Source organism: Streptomyces sp. NPDC102514 (assembly GCF_055584525.1).
The window spans coordinates 14261-28942 of record NZ_JBVJLW010000003.1; the positions used below are offsets into that span (position 1 = coordinate 14261).

Here is a 14682-nt window from a genome sequence, read left to right on the forward strand (position 1 = left end):
CGGGCTCGCACAACACCGCGCCAGACCGCCTGGCTGTTCCGCTTCACTCGGTCCCGTACTGCCGTGTCACGTCAACGGAGTGTGTGCGTACGGGAGTTCATGTCCTGGGCGGTGGGCCGGGGGCAGGTGGGTTCTAGCGGCGTACCAGGAGGGAGGTGACCCGGAGTCGGCCGCTGTGGATCCAGACGTCGGAGTACTCCACCGGGCGGTCGTCGGCCAGGTAGGTGACCTGCTGGAGGTACTGCACGGGGGCGCCCTCCTCCAGCGAGAGTGCTTCGGCGACCTCTGCTGTGGCGGCTTCCGCGCTGAACGTCCGGCGTGCGGTGGCGATCTTCAGGCCGTAGGTGCCCTCCAGGACGCCGAAGAGGCTGGAGGAGGTGAAGTCCACCTCCTCGATGCCGGGTGTGAGGTCGGTACGCACGAAGTTGGACAGCAGGGCGACGGGGCCCTGGTCGGTGCTGCGCACGCGGAGCAGCCTCAGTACGGGGGTGTTGGGAGCGAGGTCCAGGAGAGCGGCGACGGGCCGGGGCGGGACGATCAGCGAGCAGTCGCGCACGGTGGTGGCGGTGACGATGCCCTGGCTGGCGAAGTCCTCGGAGAGCGTGCTGAGTTTCTGGGCGATGGCGGGCTCGATGGTCGTCGAGGTGACGAAGGTGCCGCGGCCTCGGACCTGCCGCAGCAGGCCCTCCTCGATGAGCGTGGTCAGGGCGCGTCGCAGGGTGCCGCGGCTGACGCCGAACTCCTGGGCAAGCTCCGGCTCGCTCTTGAGGCGGTAGTGCGCAGGCCACTCGCCGCCGGCGATCCGCAGTCGGATGTGTTCCGAGATCTGGGCATGGATCGCCGTGGGGACATCACGCTGGATGTGCGGAAGTCCCCGTTCGTCGGCCGTCACTGTCGTCGCATCTCCTTGTCGGGTTGCACCGGAGGCCTCTTGCGGCTCCGGCACGGGCGGTCCCGTGCTCCGGCCGCGGAGTGCGGCCGGAGCACGGGTGCGGGGCAGGTCAGTAGCTGGTCGTCGAGTCGTCCCCGGTGTCGGTGATGATCGACAGACCGGCACTGGTGCCGAGCAGAGAGGCTCCGGCCCGCAGAAGGGCCAGGCCCTGCCGGTACGTCTTGATGGAGCCGGATGCCTTCACCCGGACCCCGTCGCGCGCCCGTTCGACAAGGTAGCCCACGCTCGCCGGGTTCGCCGTCTCGATCTGCCCGCTGCTGGCGTTCTTCAGGAAGGCGACACCCGCCTCCATGGACAGCTCGACGGCGGCCTCCTTCTCCGCGTCGGTCAGCAGGGGCAGCTCCAGCATGACCTTGACGGGCAGGCCGGAGGCGCGGACGACGCCCGCGATGTCCTCGCGGAAGTCGTCGTAACGTCCGCTCTTGAGCCAGCCGATCTGGACGCCGATGTCGATCTGGTCGGCTCCGAGGCGGGCTATCTCGGCAGCTTCGGCGGCCTTGCCGGGGCTGGTCATCACACCGACGGTCGGGAAGTCCAGGGCGGAGGCGACCTGGACGCCGGTGCCGCGCAGTTCGGCGACGACGACTGGCAGCCAGGAGGCCGGAACCATGGCCGCGTTGAAGCCGTGCGTGACGGCCTCGCGGGCATGGGCGACCATCTCGTCGAGCGTCGCGTCCGGGTCGATCCTGGTGTGCTGGATGTAGGGCGCCATCTCGGCCGGGGTCAGGCTGAGTTCGGCGTCGGCGACGGTGGTTTCGGACACGGGGGATCTCCCTCGGATTGGATACGGCGGGGCCGGTGGCGGGCCGTGCGGATCATGATGGGTCGGAGCTTGGAGCGGATCGTGGTGGTTCAGAGCTTGGAGCGGATCGTGGTGGTTCAGAGCTTGGACGCGTAGTGGTCGGGTACGACGACGCCCTCGCCGCCGAACCAGCGGGGCACGTCGACCCCGCAGAACAGGCCGATGTTGCCCCAGGGCTCGAACGCCCCGGTGCGGACGACGACCTTGGCCCGGTGGGCGAGTTCGCCGAGTACGTCCGCGTGCGAACGGGTGGTGAACTCGGCGCCGGGGAAGCGGTCGAGCAGCCAGGAGTCGAGGCGGGGGTTGTGGGTGGGGACGTCCTCGGCCCGCACCACGCCCTCCACGACGAGTTCGTCGGCGATGAGGCCGAGCACGGTCCGCAGGTCGGGCAGGTTCTCGGCGAGAGCCAGGTCGACTCGGTGCGCCTCGCGCGGCACGGGGAAGCCCGCGTCCACGACCAGCAGCAGATCGGTGTGGCCGAGGGTGGCGAGGGCGCCGCTGAGTTCGGCGTTGAGGATGCCGGAGCGCTTCATGGTGGGTTCCCTTTCACGGGTCGTGGTGGCCGGCCGGCAGGGGTGCCGGGCACCGGCACCGGTGGGGAGGGGACGGTCAGGCGGCGGCCCGCTTCGTTCCTGTGGCCAGGGCCATGACGGATTCCTCGGTGGCCGTCGCGGTGTCCACGATGTCCACCAGGCGGCCCTCGCTCATGACGGCGATCCGGTCGGTGAGGGTGAGGAGTTCGGGCAGGTCGGAGGAGGAGCAGAGGATCGCCAGCCCCTCCTCGGCGAGGGCGAACAGCCGGGCGTAGATCTCGGCCTTGGCGCCGATGTCGACGCCTCGGGTCGGCTCGTCGAGGATGAGCACGCCGGGGTCGATGGCCAGCCAGCGGCCCAGGACTGCCTTCTGCTGGTTGCCGCCGGACAGGCTGGTGATGGGCTGGCCCATGGTGGCCGTCTTCACCTTCAGCCGGCCGGCCTGTTCGGCGGCGGCGGCATCGAAGGCGCCGCGGCGCAGCAGGCCGAGCCGGCTGAAGGTCTTCGTGGTGAGCGCGCCGACGTTCTCGCCGACGCTCATGGTGGTCAGCAGGCCCTGGGCGCGGCGCTCACCGGGGACGAACGCGAGGCGGCGTTCGACGCTGGCGATCGGGTTGCGCCGGTCGTAGGCGCGACCGAGCAGTTCCACGCTGCCGCCGGTGCCGCGCTGCCCGCCGAAGAGGTTGTGCAGCAGTTCCACCCGGCCGGAGTCGGGCAGTCCGGCCACGCCGAGGATCTCGCCGGGGCGCAGGTCGAAGGAGATGCCTGTGTGCCGGCGTCCGCTCAACTCCCGTACCTTCAGGACGGGTTCGCCCATGGTGTCGGCGGGTGCCGGTTCGCGGCGGGTGAACTGGCCCAGTTCGCGGCCTACCATCGCGGCGACGGCCTGCTCGGGGGTGGTGTCGGCGCTGCGCCAGGAGGCGACGTGCGTGCCGTCACGCAGCACCTGGATGTGGTCGGCGAGGCGGAAGACCTCTGGCATGCGGTGGGAGACGTAGAGCATGGTCGTGCCGGCGGCCTTGAGCTTGTCCATCAGGGCGAACAGGCGGTCGGCCTCGGCGGGGGTGAGCATCGCCGTCGGTTCGTCCAGGATCAGCACCCGGCAGCCCCGGGCGACGGACCGGGCCACCACGATGAGCTGCTGCGTGGCGAGGTCCAGGGTGCGTACGGAGGCGTTCGGGTCGAGGTCCAGGTCGAGTCCGGCGAGCAGTTCGGCGGTGCGCTCCGCCATCCGGCGGCGGGAGGGGAACCAGCGGCTGCCCGGTTCGACCCCGCTGAGGACGTTCTCCGCCACGCTGCGGTCGGGCAGCAGCGACAGTTCCTGCGGGACGATCGCCACGCCGTGGCGGCTGAGCATCGTGCTGGGGTCGAAGGAGGTGACCTCCTCGCCGAAGACGCTGACACCACCGTCGCTGGGCGGCTGGAGGCCGGCCAGGATCTTCAGCAGGGTCGACTTGCCTGCGCCGTTCTCCCCCAGCAGCGCGGTGATCTCCCCTGCGGGGACGTCGAAGGAGACGTCGCGCAGGGCGCGCACCGGGCCGAAACTGCGGGACAGGCCACGGACGGAGACGGCGGGGCCGGAAGGAGTGGCCGCCTCGGCGGGGAGATCGCGGGGGGCGGCGGACATCAGTCCTCCACCGTGGCGTCGGCCAGGTTGGCGCGGGTGATGAACTGGGCGCCGGTGTCGACCCCGGTGATCTCGGTGCCCTTGGTCAGGAAGGTGTGGAGCACCTTCACGGCCTGGAAGCCCTGCTCGGACGGGTTCTGGCTGATGGTGAAGTCCAGGACGCCCTTGTCGACGTACTCGGCGGTCTGGGTCAGCAGGTCGAAGCCGCCCATGGCGATGCCGTCCGCGTTCTTGGACTGGGCGACCCACTTGGCGGCGGCGGTGGTGGAGCAGCAGTCCAGGCCCGCGACGGCGACGACCCCGGACTGGCCGGACATGGTCGACTCGACGGTGTTGTAGGCGGCGTTGGGTTCGTTGCCCACGTTGACGGGGCCGACGATCTTCAGGCCGCTGCCCTTCATGCCGGCCTCGAATCCGGAGAAGCGGTCGTGCGACCAGCCCGCGCCGGTGTCCACGGAGAACACCACGACGGACTTGCCCGCGACGTCGCCCTTGAGCTGCTTGCGCAGTTCCTTGGCCTGGGCCTCGCCCGAGCCCTTGAGGTCCTGGCCGACGAAGCCCATCTGCTGCGAGTCGGGGTTGTCGGTGTTGAAGGAGATGATCGGGATGCCGGCCTTGTAGGCCTGGCTGATCACCGGCTTCAGGGCGTCGCTGGAGGCGGAGGAGACGGCGAGTCCGTCCACGGCCTTCTGCTGGATGAGGGTCTGTATCTCGGAGACCTGCTTGGCCGCGTCGCCGCCGGTGGGGCCGATGAGGGCGACATCGGCGCCCAGTTCCTTGCCGGCGCGCTTCATGCCCGCGGAGATCGGGGTGGCGAAGGCGAGCGAGGGGTCGTGGTAGCTCAGCTTGATGCGCATCGGCTTGTCGTCGTCGACCCGCTGCTGGATGTACGGGGCGAGCTTGAAGGAGCCGTCGCCGGAGCCACCCGAGTCGGCGGCGGTGACGGCACCGCAACCGGTGAGGGCGAGCGCCGCGACGGCAGCCGTGGCGGCGGCGAGCGATCTGAGGAGAGTACGCGGGGACATGGTGACTCCTTTGTCGTGTCCGTCGGTGGGGCGAGGGCCGGGGAAGAGGGTGTACGGGGTCGCGGGCGACCGGCGACGCGGCTCGGCGGCCGGGACTGCCCGCGCGGTGCGGCGTGGGGTGCGCGGAGTGTCGTAACGGAGTGTCGTCATGGGCCGGTGCGGGGCGGTGCCTGTGCCGGTCAATGCCGGTATAGGGCGGGGCAGTGCCGGTCAGGCGCGGCTCTTGCGCTTGCGCTGCCAGGTGTCGGCCGCGACGGCGGCGACGATGACCAGACCCGTGACAACGGTCTGCCAGAAGGACGAGATGCCCTTGATGTTGAGGATGTTCTGGAGCAGGCCGATGAAGGCGACGCCGATGACGGTGCCCCACATCGTGCCCGAGCCGCCGAAGAGCGCGGCGCCGCCGATGATGACGGCCGAGATGACGGTCAGCTCCAGGCCCTGGCCGGTCACGCCCTGCACGTAGGAGAGGAAGGACAGACCGAGGACGCCCGCGAGGCCCGCGGTGAAACCGGAGAGCACGAACGCGGTGAGCTTGACCCGCTTGACGTTGACGCCGACCAGCCGCGCCGCCTCCTGGTTGCCGCCCACCGCATAGGTGTTGAAGCCGAAGCGGGAGCGGGCCAGCAGCACCACGCCGATGGCCGCGACGGCGGCGAAGAACACGAACTGCATCGGTATGACACCGAACAGCCGTCCCTGGCCCAGGAGATTGAACTCGGCCACGCCGGGCCGCGACGAACTCAGTGAGATCGGGGCGCCGTCGGAGATGAGCAGGGCGATCCCGCGGAAGACGCTGAGCGTGCCCAGGGTGACGATGAAGGAGGGCACCCCGAGGACCACGACGGCCAGCCCGTTGACGAGTCCGGCCAGCACCCCGACGGCGAGTCCGACGAACATCGCGGCCGGCCAGCTCCAGCCGTCCGAGATGAGCATGCCGGTGGAGATGGCGGACAGCGCGTAGGTGGATCCGACGGAGAGGTCGATCTCGCCGTTGAGGATCACGAAGGTCACGCCGACGGCCATGATGCCGATCTGCGCGATCTGCTGTCCGACCGAGAGCAGGTTGTCGGACTGGGCGAAGGTCGGCGAGAGCACCGTGCCCAGCAGGAAGAGCATGACCAGTGCGGCGAACACACCGGCTTCGCGTGCGTGCAGGAGTCTGCGCAGCGCCGAGGGGGCCTGCCGGGTGGACTTCGGGCCCGGGGACGCCGCCGGGGCGGGTGAGGTGGAGGTGGTCAGAGTCACGAGGTTCTCCCGATCCGGGCGTCGAGCTGGTCTCTGGTGGGCAGGGCGGGGACGACCCCCGCGACGGAGACGGTGTGGGCGCCCGCCACCGCGGCGAACGCGGCCGCCCGGGCGACAGGCAGCCCTTCGGCCAGCGCGACGGCCAGGGCAGCGGTGAACGAGTCGCCCGCGCCGGTGGTGTCGACGACGGCGGCCGGCGGATGCGGCGGCACGGAGGTGACGCCCGAATCCTCGGCGACGAGCGCTCCCTGGCCGCCCCGGGTGAGCACCGCGATCCCGCCCGTACGCTCCCGCAGGGCCCGGACCAGGTCCTCGTCACCGAGTCCGTGCTCCTCGCCGAGCCCGAGGAGGACGGGCGCCTCCGTCTGGTTCGGGGTGATCACGTCGATCAGCGGCCAGCACTCCTCGGGCAGCGGCCGGGCCGGCGCGGGGTTGAGGAGGGTGCGGGTGCCGCTCTCGCGGCCGGTCCGCAGGGCCGCGGCCACGGCCTCCTCCGGGATCTCCATCGAGACGACCAGGACGTCGGCGGCGGCGATCTCGGCGCGGAAGCTCTCCACCGCCGCCGCGTCCAGCTCGTCGAGGGCGCCGGGAGCGATGGCGATGCGGTTCTCCCCGGACGGCTCGACCAGGATGAACCCGACCATGGTGGGTGCCAGTGCGGTCACCACGTGCTCGGCGCCGACTCCCTCCGTGCGCCACAACTCCCGTGCCGCGCGGCCGAAGTCGTCGTCACCGACAGCCGTGAGGAGTGCGACCTCGGCACCCAGCCGGGCGGCGGCGACGGCCTGGTTGCTGCCCTTGCCGCCGGGACCGGGATCGAAGGTCCCACCGGACACCGTCTCCCCCGCGGAGGGCGCCCTGGGGACCCGCATGGTCAGGCCGGCCCCGTAACTTCCGACTACCGCGATCTTCATCGACACACCACTTTGTGTATGGACAACCATGGACAAGCGAGAGCGTAGGTACAGGGATGTCCATAGTCAACGGTTGCGCGGGAAGTGATTTTCCGGACGTCGTCCGCCTACTTCACGCCATAGCGCGCAACGGGAACACGACGGCTCGGGATCCGGCGCGACCGCCGCGCCGATCTCGGAGGCGGTACTGGGCTCAACTCACCTTGTACGGGTGACTGGTGACGGGGTCTCAGGCGAGCCTGCGCGATCACGTGCCGTAGCGCCCCCGAGGAGGATCCGCCGGAGTCAGCTGCCGGAAAGGACGGCAAGTGGTGTGGCGTCCGCGAACAGCTGTGGGTGCGGTCGACGGCCCCGGCAGCGGCTCGGACTCGGACGGACAGCGCCCCGGCGGGCGACGAGGGCCGCCCGGGTGTCGCGGCGGATGCGGAGGGGGCGGCGGAGATACCGGCCGCGGCGCGGAGACGGTTTCGTCGACGCGGTCTTCAGGCCTGGAGCCGGGCGCCGGGCCGTGGGCTTCGGGGCGGGCGGTGGCCGGGGGTTGCGGGTCGTGCTCTAGCCCGGGGGCCGCTTGGGCCGGGGCGCGGCTGATCAGGGGTGCCCGCCGAGCTGGGCGATGTTGTCCCGAATGCGACCGGGTTCGGCACCGAACCGGGTGAGCGGGTCACCGACCGCTTCCCGGTTCCGTACGAGCGCGTTTCCGATGCTGGCAAGGGTGCGAACCGGACGCATGAGCGCCCCGCAACCCAGCCGGCTGCCACCCCCGACACCGCGGCGCACTGCACGTATGCCGTGCGGCGGTGGGTACGCAACCGCAGCGGGGGCCTGACCATCGACGTCGGCGGTATTCGCGGCCCTCGGCTGCGCCCTGCGCACGACGTTCCGGGCTGCGCGGGCAGTCGGCGCAGCGCCCGCTCACCGCCCGCTCACCGCCCGCTCACCGCCCGCACCCGCCAGAACCAGCGCCGTACCCGTGTCCGGGTGGCCCTACAGCCCCCGCAATAACTCCAGCGCCAGCCCAGGAAGACGCTGCGCCTCGTCCAGTACCAGCGCACGAGGCCGCCGCAGCGCGTTCACCAGCATCAGGCCAGCCTCCCCCGCCCCGCACGGCAGAGGCCTACCCAGCTCCAAGGCGTCCGCGAGCACCCGGCGCAGTTCGGGAACCGTCGGGTGCACACCGACGCGGCCCCGGCGAACCCAAGCCGGGTGCGGCAGGTGAGCCAGGGCGTACTGCAGCCCCGCGTCGCCGTACACACACCACCACCCCTCCCCGGGCCGTGGCCGTGTGCACGGGTCTGGCCGAGGTGCCGGCGAGCCACCGGTGCTACAGAGGGGTGCCTGTGGGCACCTCCGGTGCAGGTCCCGCAGGGATCCGAGCCGGATCGGTGATCGCGGGCCCGACCCACGACGGCCAGTCGTCTCCGGTGCCGAGCGCCTCCCCGAGTGCCATGCGTGCGGGTGCGTGCAGTCCCCCACCGTGCAGTGACGTGAGCGCGACACGGGCGAGAGCGTCGAGTCCGACCGTGGTCACGGTCCCGGAGCCGTCTCGCTTCACCTGCTGCAGGAGCGCCGCGACCACGTCGGCGACCGTCGGCACCGTGGCATCGTGCAGGACCTGCTGGGTGAGACGGTTCAGGCGTGCGGGTTCGAGGAGGATTCGCGCGGGCACGGCCACGGCGGCCGCGATCGCGGCGAACGCGTCGAACGGCGGTCCGACGGCTCCCGTGAACGCGTCGTCGCCGCGCGTCGTGCGGATCGGCGGTGGCAGCAGCACGCTTGCGGCGCCCGTGTGCGGAAGGACGACCGAGGGCGCCGCAAGCGCTGCGACAGCGGCGAGGGCTGCCTGTTGGTCGGTGCCCGAGCTCACCACTGGGGGCGGGACGTCGTCGCCGGAGCGGCCGTACTCGTAGCTGACACCACCGACGATCCTGCCCACCGTCTCCGCGTGGTAGCGGTGCAGGAGGTGCAGCATGGCGAACCGGCCGTCGCGTTCGCCCACCGGGCGTCCGGGGGGCAGGCACCCGGGTCCGAAGGCGTCGAGGGCGGCCCGGCGCACCCGCAGGACGCGGTCGAGGTCGTCCAGGGCCGATGTTCCCTCGGTCCACGGCACCGCGTGCGGCGCGCAGCTCTGTGGCGCGTGCCCGTCCTCGTCGGTGAGGTAGCGGCGCCCCGCGGCGTGCTCGGCCGCGAGCAGTGCGCGGCGCTCCGCGGCGTCGAGGCGACCGTAGGCGTAGCGCACCGTGAACACGTCCCAGGGGCCGAGGCCCGCCGGGTAGGCGTCGTCGAGGCTGACGGTGCCGTCCGCACCCACATCGAGACGGGGGAAGGGGTAGTCCATGACGGAGGGTTGTTCGTGCAGGTGAGAGGCGTAGTTGTGCATGAAGCCCAGCGCGTGGCCGATCTCGTGTGCGGCCAGTAGGCGGATCCGGGCCAGGACCATCCGCTGGATCGCGTCCACTCGCTCTTGTTCGTCCGGGCGGCCGTAGGGGGAGAGCAGTGCCTCGCCGAGGGCGGTCAGTTGCCGGACGCGCTGCGACCCCAGCCGCACGTTGCCCTTGACGATCTGACCGGTGCGCGGGTCGCACAGTCCGGCCCCCATCGACCAGCCGCGCCCCGCACGGTGAACCCACCAGACGGCGTTGGTGCCGATCGCCGCGGGGTCGGTGTCCCGGGGCCGGGCCTCGACGCGGTAGGCGTCGTGCCAGCCCGCCGCGGTGAAGCCTTCGGCCCACCAGCCGCCGCCTTCGACCACGGCCGACAGGTACGGCTCGGGGATGTCCGGGTCGACGGAGAAGACGATCGGCTCGGCCGCGGTCACCGCGTCCTGTGCCGGTTCCTTCTCTTCCGTCCCGGTGACGGGCCGCAGCGCGAAGCGGGGATGCACCGCGTGCTCCGGGGAGTGGGCGGCGTCGCGATCGGTGTCGAGGCGCACCTTGCCGTAGCCGCCGGCCCGCGGGTCGAAGTCCAGGCTCGGTGCCGCCGGGTCCGGCAGTGGTGTCAGCGACAGCCGCTGGCGCAGCGTCACCGCCCGCGGGTCGGGCACGATCCGGTCGATCTCGTCACCGGTGAAGCCCGTGAAGGTCAGGAGTGTGTCGATCTCGACCCCGCGTGAGTGCGTGGTGCAGCCCGTGGGGTCGACCCGGGACCGGTGCGGGTCGACCGCCGGTTGGCCGGCGCCCGCGAGGCGCGCCCAGCGTGCGACGCCCATCAGGTCGGTGCGGACGAGGTCGGTGAGGTCGATCCGGGTCAGTCCGTCGTCCGGACCGTCCTCGGTGGCCAGGACGCCCAGCGCCGAGCGGGCGAAGGAGGCCGCGCCGTCGGCGCGTCCGCCGGACGAACCGTGGTGGTCGTTGTGTTCCATGACCCAGATCTCGGCGCCGATCCGTTCGAGGTCCCAGCGCCGGACCGAGCCCGGCTGGCCGCGGTCGAGGTTGATCCGGCTGGAGCCCAGTCCCGAGGTGAGCATGGGGAGGGCGAGGACCGAGCAGCCGTCCGCAGGCAGTACGAGCCTGGCCCGGCCGCCGGTGAGGTCGAGACCCAGGGCGGTGGCGGTCACGCGAGCACCGCCACGATGCGGTCGAGCATCACGTCGACGATGGGGCGTGGTGTCGCGAAGTTGAAGCGGACGAAGCCCGCGTTGCCGTCACCGGCGAGATTGCCGTCGGTGACGGTGACTTGGGCCCGGTCCCGCAGGACTGCGGCGGCGTCGGCGCCGAGGCCGGCGCCGCGCAGGTCGAGCCACGCGAAGTAGGTGCCTTCCGGCGTGCTGACGCGTGCCTGGGGCAGTTCCGCGGCCAGGCGGGAGACGATGTGGTACCGGGTCTCGTCGAGGTAGTCCACGACCGATTCCAGCCACTGGCCGCCCGCCGAGTACGCCGCCGTGCTGGCGATCATGCCGAAGTTGCTGGTGCCGACCTCCGCGTGGAGGCCGAACTCGCTCCAGCTCTCGGCGTCGGCAGGATTGCTGAAAATCACCTGGGCCGCCTTGAGCCCGGCCAGGTTCCACCCCTTGGCCGCCGAGACGGCCGTCACCGTGTGGGCCGCCGCCGCCTCGCTCACCGACGCGTACGGCACATGCCGGTGGCCGGGATAGACGATCGGGGCGTGGATGGCGTCGCTGAACACACGGGCGCCGTGGCGCTGGACGACCTCGGCGACGGCGAGGTGCTCCTCGGCGCTGCACACCGTGCCGGTGGGGTTGTGGGGGTCGCAGACCACCACGAGCCCGGCGCCTTCGGCCAGTGCCCTGTCCAAGTCGTCGGGGTCCAGCAGCCAGCGGCCGTCGACCGGCCGCAGCGGGACCTCGATGACACGCCGGCCCAACTCGGCCGGGAGGGAAAGGAAGGGCTCATAGGCGGGGGTCGGCACCACCACCGCGCTGCCGGGCGCGGTGAAGTGCCTGATGGTGAGCTGGAACGCGGCCAGGACGTCGGCCACCGGGCGTACCCGCTCGGCGGGTACCTCCCAGTCGAAACATCGACGCAGCCAGGTGGCGCACGAGGCAGACAGCGAGGAAGTCACCGCCGGCGGCAGATAGCCGAAGTTCAGCGAATCCACCGCCTCGTGCAGGGCCTGGACGATCGGAGGAGCGCAACCGAAGTCCATCTCGGCCACCCACGCGGGCAGGGTCTCGGCAGGGTCGGACCACTTCAGTCCTCCCATGCCGCGCAGGCGGTCCGGGGTCAGGGAGTCCAGGGACGCTATGTCGATCATCTGGGCTTGTCGCTCGCCTTCTCTGTAGTGAGCGGGTCCGCGGTGGTGCTGGCGCGGGCATCCAGCTCGTTGAGGTAGTTGTAGATCGTGAACCGGCTGACACCGAGCGCCGCGGCGGTCATGTCCACGGCTTCGCGCAGCATGAAGAAGCCCTTGGACTGCAGCGTCTCGACGAACCTGAGTTTGTGCTCCTTCTTCATCTGGTCGACCTCGATGCCGGCCTCCATGAGTGCGGCGTGGACCAGGTGGGCCGCCAGTTCGTCGACGTCGTGGGGGAAGGACTCGGCGCTCGGCGGCCCGTCGGGGCGGGTGCTGCGCGTCGGCACCCGCTCCTGGGGCTCTTCGATCGGACCGGCGATCATCGCGTCGGCGATCCGGCGCACCTCCAGCCAGGCGGAGATGTCGGTGTTGATGCACAGCGCCGCTACCGGATGCCCCGAGACATCTCGGATGATCATGGTTGACGACTGCATCCGGCGTCCGTCGGGGAGCCGGGTCTCGTAACCGAGTTGGTGGTCGAGGTCGCCGTCGGCGACCCGTTCGAGCAGCAGGTCCGTGGCGGGGTCCCCGAGCCTGCGGCCGGTGACGTCGCCCTGTACGGCGACGATGGAGTCGGGCAGTTTGCTGAGGTCGTGCAGCACGACCTCACTGGAGGCGGGAAGGGCTCGCCCGAGAGGCTCGACGAGTTCGGCGAAGACGGCGATCAGCCGCTCGCCGTCCACTGTCGCCCGCGGAGGCAGGGTGCGGCGCTGACGTTGCTGCTGCGGAAGCGACGGGTCCTCGGTCATGGGATCGCTTTCGTGGTGTGAGGGCTGGATGGGCTCGCCCGAACTGGTGGCTCCAGCCGGGCAATTGATCGTCAGATTGGCACACCGTCGCACCGCTGACGCAGGCGTTGTCGCATCCATCGCGCCGACGGCTCGAAGCACGTCGGTCACGGCCTTGCGGCGAGCCCCACACTATTCAATGACTTGTTGCATTGACAGGGGCTGGAGGTCATTTAACACCGCCGGAATCAACTTCTCGTTGAGTTACGAGGGCGTAAATCTTCCCGAACGGGACCTTGACCCCACGAATCGTGGCACCTTACGGTCTCGACTCAACAAGCAGTTGACTTTTGAAGCTTCAACGTCCTGTGGTGTCCCGGCGTTGTCGCAGTCGTCCTCCAACTCCTGCTCGATTCCGAGCCTTTCGAGAGGAACCCCGCGGTGAACCTCATCCCCCGGTCGGCGCCAGGCCGCCGTCCCGTCCGCGCACTCGCCACCGGAGCCGCCGCCCTGAGCATGGTGATCCTGCTCGCCGCCTGTGACAGCGGCGGCAACTCCGCTGCCGCCGGCGGCGGGAAGGGCGGCGACCTGAAGGTCGCGATCGACGCCGACCCGGTCTGCCTGGATCCGGTGCAGGCCACCCTCATCGCCTCCAACGTCATCGGCCGCCAGCTCGTGGACTCGCTCATCGACCAGGACCCCGACTCGGGCGAGTTCAAGCCGTGGCTGGCCAAGAGCTGGAAGGTCAACGACGACGCGACCAGCTTCACCTTCCAACTGCGGGACGGCGTGACCTTCTCGGACGGCACCGCGCTCGACGCGGCCGCCGTCAAGGCGTCCCTTCAGGGCGTCGTCGACCTGGGCAGCAAGTCCGTGTACGGCAGCTCCTACATGGGCGGCCTCAAAGACATCAAGACGCCCGACGCCACCACGGTGACGGTCGACTTCGAGGCGCCCAACGCGCAGTTCCTGATGGCCGCCTCGACGCCGACCCTCGGCATCCTCTCCGCCAAGACGCTCGCCGCGTCGGCCGACAACCGCTGCGCCGGCACCACCCTCGTCGGCTCCGGACCCTTCACGCTGGCCTCCTACCGGGCCAACCAGTCGGTGCGCATCGAGCGCCGAGACGGCTACGCCTGGCCCTCCGGGCTCGCCCAGCACGCCGGGGCCGCCAAGCTCGCCGGCGTCACCTACCAGGTCTCGACCGAGCCGAGCGTCCGGGCGGGCAGCCTGCGCTCGCACCAGGTCGACATGGCCACCACGATCCAGTCCCAGGACGAGGCCGGGTTCGACGGCAACGGCTTCCACCTCCTGACCCGGGTCAACCCCGGCGTCGTCATCGGCATCTCGCCCAACCTCAGCGGCTCCTCGCCGATCCTGGACGACACACAGGTCCGCAAGGCGCTCCAGATGTCCATCGACCGCGAGGACATCACCAAGACCGTGCTCACCAAGTCCTACGGCGTGGCGACCAGCCCGCTCGGGCAGACGACCCCCGGCTGGAAAAACGATTCCTCACTGCTGACGTACGACCCTGACCAGGCCGCGAAGATCCTCGACGCCGCAGGTTGGAAGAAGGGCTCCGACGGTATCCGCGCCAAGGGCGGCAAGAAGCTGAGCCTGTCGGTCGCGTACTTCTACCAGACCAACGTCGTGGAGTACCTCCAGCAGCAGCTGCGCAAGGTCGGCATCGACCTGGTCCTCAAGAAGATGACCGCCGCGCAGTACGCCTCGGAGTACCTCACCGGCAAGTACGACTTCGTCTCCACCTCGGTCTCTCGCCCCGACCCCGACATCCTGCGCGCGATGTACGCCCCCGACGCCACCAACTTCACCTTCACCGACAAGAAGAACCCGGTGCAGAAGCAGCTCGCGCCGCTCTTCGACATGATCCGCTCGACCACCGACACCGCGGCCCGTGCCGAGGCTGCCGGCGAGGTCCAGAAGATCCTGCTCGACAACGGCTGGATCTTCCCGCTCAGCCAGCTCACCCAGGTGGTCGCCGTCTCCGACGACGTGACGGGCGTGCGCTACGACGCGGCCTCGCGCTTCGTCCTCTACGACGCGGCCCTCAAGGGCTGACCCTCCTCCGCACGGCAAGAGG

At 70.7% G+C, this 14682-nt stretch carries 11 protein-coding genes; 1 reads left to right on the forward strand and 10 read right to left on the reverse strand.

Going from position 1 to position 14682, the window contains the following annotated elements:
- Nucleotides 1–133: 133 nt before the first annotated feature.
- From ACZ60E_RS08305 to ACZ60E_RS08350, 10 genes are all read right to left on the reverse strand, one after another.
- Nucleotides 134–892 carry a GntR family transcriptional regulator gene (locus tag ACZ60E_RS08305; RefSeq protein WP_384808768.1) on the reverse strand — a complete coding sequence of 253 codons (759 nt, stop codon included), beginning with the start codon at nt 890–892 and terminating at the stop codon, nt 134–136.
- A 109-nt stretch (nt 893–1001) separates the two neighbouring features.
- Nucleotides 1002–1715 carry a deoxyribose-phosphate aldolase gene (gene deoC, locus ACZ60E_RS08310; RefSeq protein WP_384808770.1) on the reverse strand — a complete coding sequence of 238 codons (714 nt, stop codon included), beginning with the start codon at nt 1713–1715 and terminating at the stop codon, nt 1002–1004.
- 116 nt (nt 1716–1831) lie between these two features.
- A complete protein-coding gene (gene rbsD / locus ACZ60E_RS08315; protein ID WP_384808771.1) occupies nt 1832–2287 on the reverse strand; it encodes a D-ribose pyranase in 456 nt (151 codons plus the stop codon).
- 76 nt (nt 2288–2363) lie between these two features.
- Nucleotides 2364–3914 (reverse strand): sugar ABC transporter ATP-binding protein, encoded by a 1551-nt coding sequence (locus ACZ60E_RS08320; protein ID WP_469439032.1) that lies wholly within the window; start codon nt 3912–3914, stop codon nt 2364–2366.
- Nucleotides 3914–4939 (reverse strand): substrate-binding domain-containing protein, encoded by a 1026-nt coding sequence (locus ACZ60E_RS08325; RefSeq protein WP_385833827.1) that lies wholly within the window; start codon nt 4937–4939, stop codon nt 3914–3916. Before ACZ60E_RS08325 ends, ACZ60E_RS08320 begins: the two co-directional genes overlap by 1 nt.
- A gap of 210 nt (nt 4940–5149) precedes the next feature.
- Nucleotides 5150–6187: an ABC transporter permease gene (locus tag ACZ60E_RS08330; RefSeq protein WP_469439033.1), complete on the reverse strand. Its 1038-nt coding sequence runs from the start codon at nt 6185–6187 to the stop codon at nt 5150–5152.
- Entirely contained in the window at nt 6184–7101 is a 918-nt protein-coding gene (locus ACZ60E_RS08335) for a ribokinase (RefSeq protein ID WP_469439034.1), read from the reverse strand. Before ACZ60E_RS08335 ends, ACZ60E_RS08330 begins: the two co-directional genes overlap by 4 nt.
- A gap of 1321 nt (nt 7102–8422) precedes the next feature.
- Entirely contained in the window at nt 8423–10654 is a 2232-nt protein-coding gene (locus ACZ60E_RS08340; RefSeq protein WP_469439035.1) for a zinc-dependent metalloprotease, read from the reverse strand.
- Nucleotides 10651–11811 carry a MalY/PatB family protein gene (locus ACZ60E_RS08345; protein ID WP_469439036.1) on the reverse strand — a complete coding sequence of 387 codons (1161 nt, stop codon included), beginning with the start codon at nt 11809–11811 and terminating at the stop codon, nt 10651–10653. The genes ACZ60E_RS08340 and ACZ60E_RS08345 overlap by 4 nt, the downstream gene beginning before the upstream one ends.
- Nucleotides 11808–12599, reverse strand: coding sequence for a helix-turn-helix transcriptional regulator (locus tag ACZ60E_RS08350; protein ID WP_469439037.1), 792 nt, complete (start codon nt 12597–12599; stop codon nt 11808–11810). Before ACZ60E_RS08350 ends, ACZ60E_RS08345 begins: the two co-directional genes overlap by 4 nt.
- Nucleotides 12600–13019: 420 nt before the next feature.
- Between ACZ60E_RS08350 and ACZ60E_RS08355 the strand changes: the two genes are divergently transcribed.
- Nucleotides 13020–14660 carry an ABC transporter substrate-binding protein gene (locus tag ACZ60E_RS08355; RefSeq protein WP_469439038.1) on the forward strand — a complete coding sequence of 547 codons (1641 nt, stop codon included), beginning with the start codon at nt 13020–13022 and terminating at the stop codon, nt 14658–14660.
- Nucleotides 14661–14682 lie beyond the last annotated feature (22 nt).

What these genes read in the sequence shown, in the direction of transcription:
- ACZ60E_RS08350 (WP_469439037.1), bottom strand. Translation starts at nt 12,599, where the DNA reads ATGACCGAGGACCCGTCGCTTCCGCAGCAGCAACGTCAGCGCCGCACC.
- ACZ60E_RS08320 (WP_469439032.1), bottom strand. Translation starts at nt 3,914, where the DNA reads ATGTCCGCCGCCCCCCGCGATCTCCCCGCCGAGGCGGCCACTCCTTCC.
- ACZ60E_RS08335 (WP_469439034.1), bottom strand. Translation starts at nt 7,101, where the DNA reads ATGAAGATCGCGGTAGTCGGAAGTTACGGGGCCGGCCTGACCATGCGG.
- rbsD (WP_384808771.1), bottom strand. Translation starts at nt 2,287, where the DNA reads ATGAAGCGCTCCGGCATCCTCAACGCCGAACTCAGCGGCGCCCTCGCC.
- ACZ60E_RS08345 (WP_469439036.1), bottom strand. Translation starts at nt 11,811, where the DNA reads ATGATCGACATAGCGTCCCTGGACTCCCTGACCCCGGACCGCCTGCGC.
- ACZ60E_RS08325 (WP_385833827.1), bottom strand. Translation starts at nt 4,939, where the DNA reads ATGTCCCCGCGTACTCTCCTCAGATCGCTCGCCGCCGCCACGGCTGCC.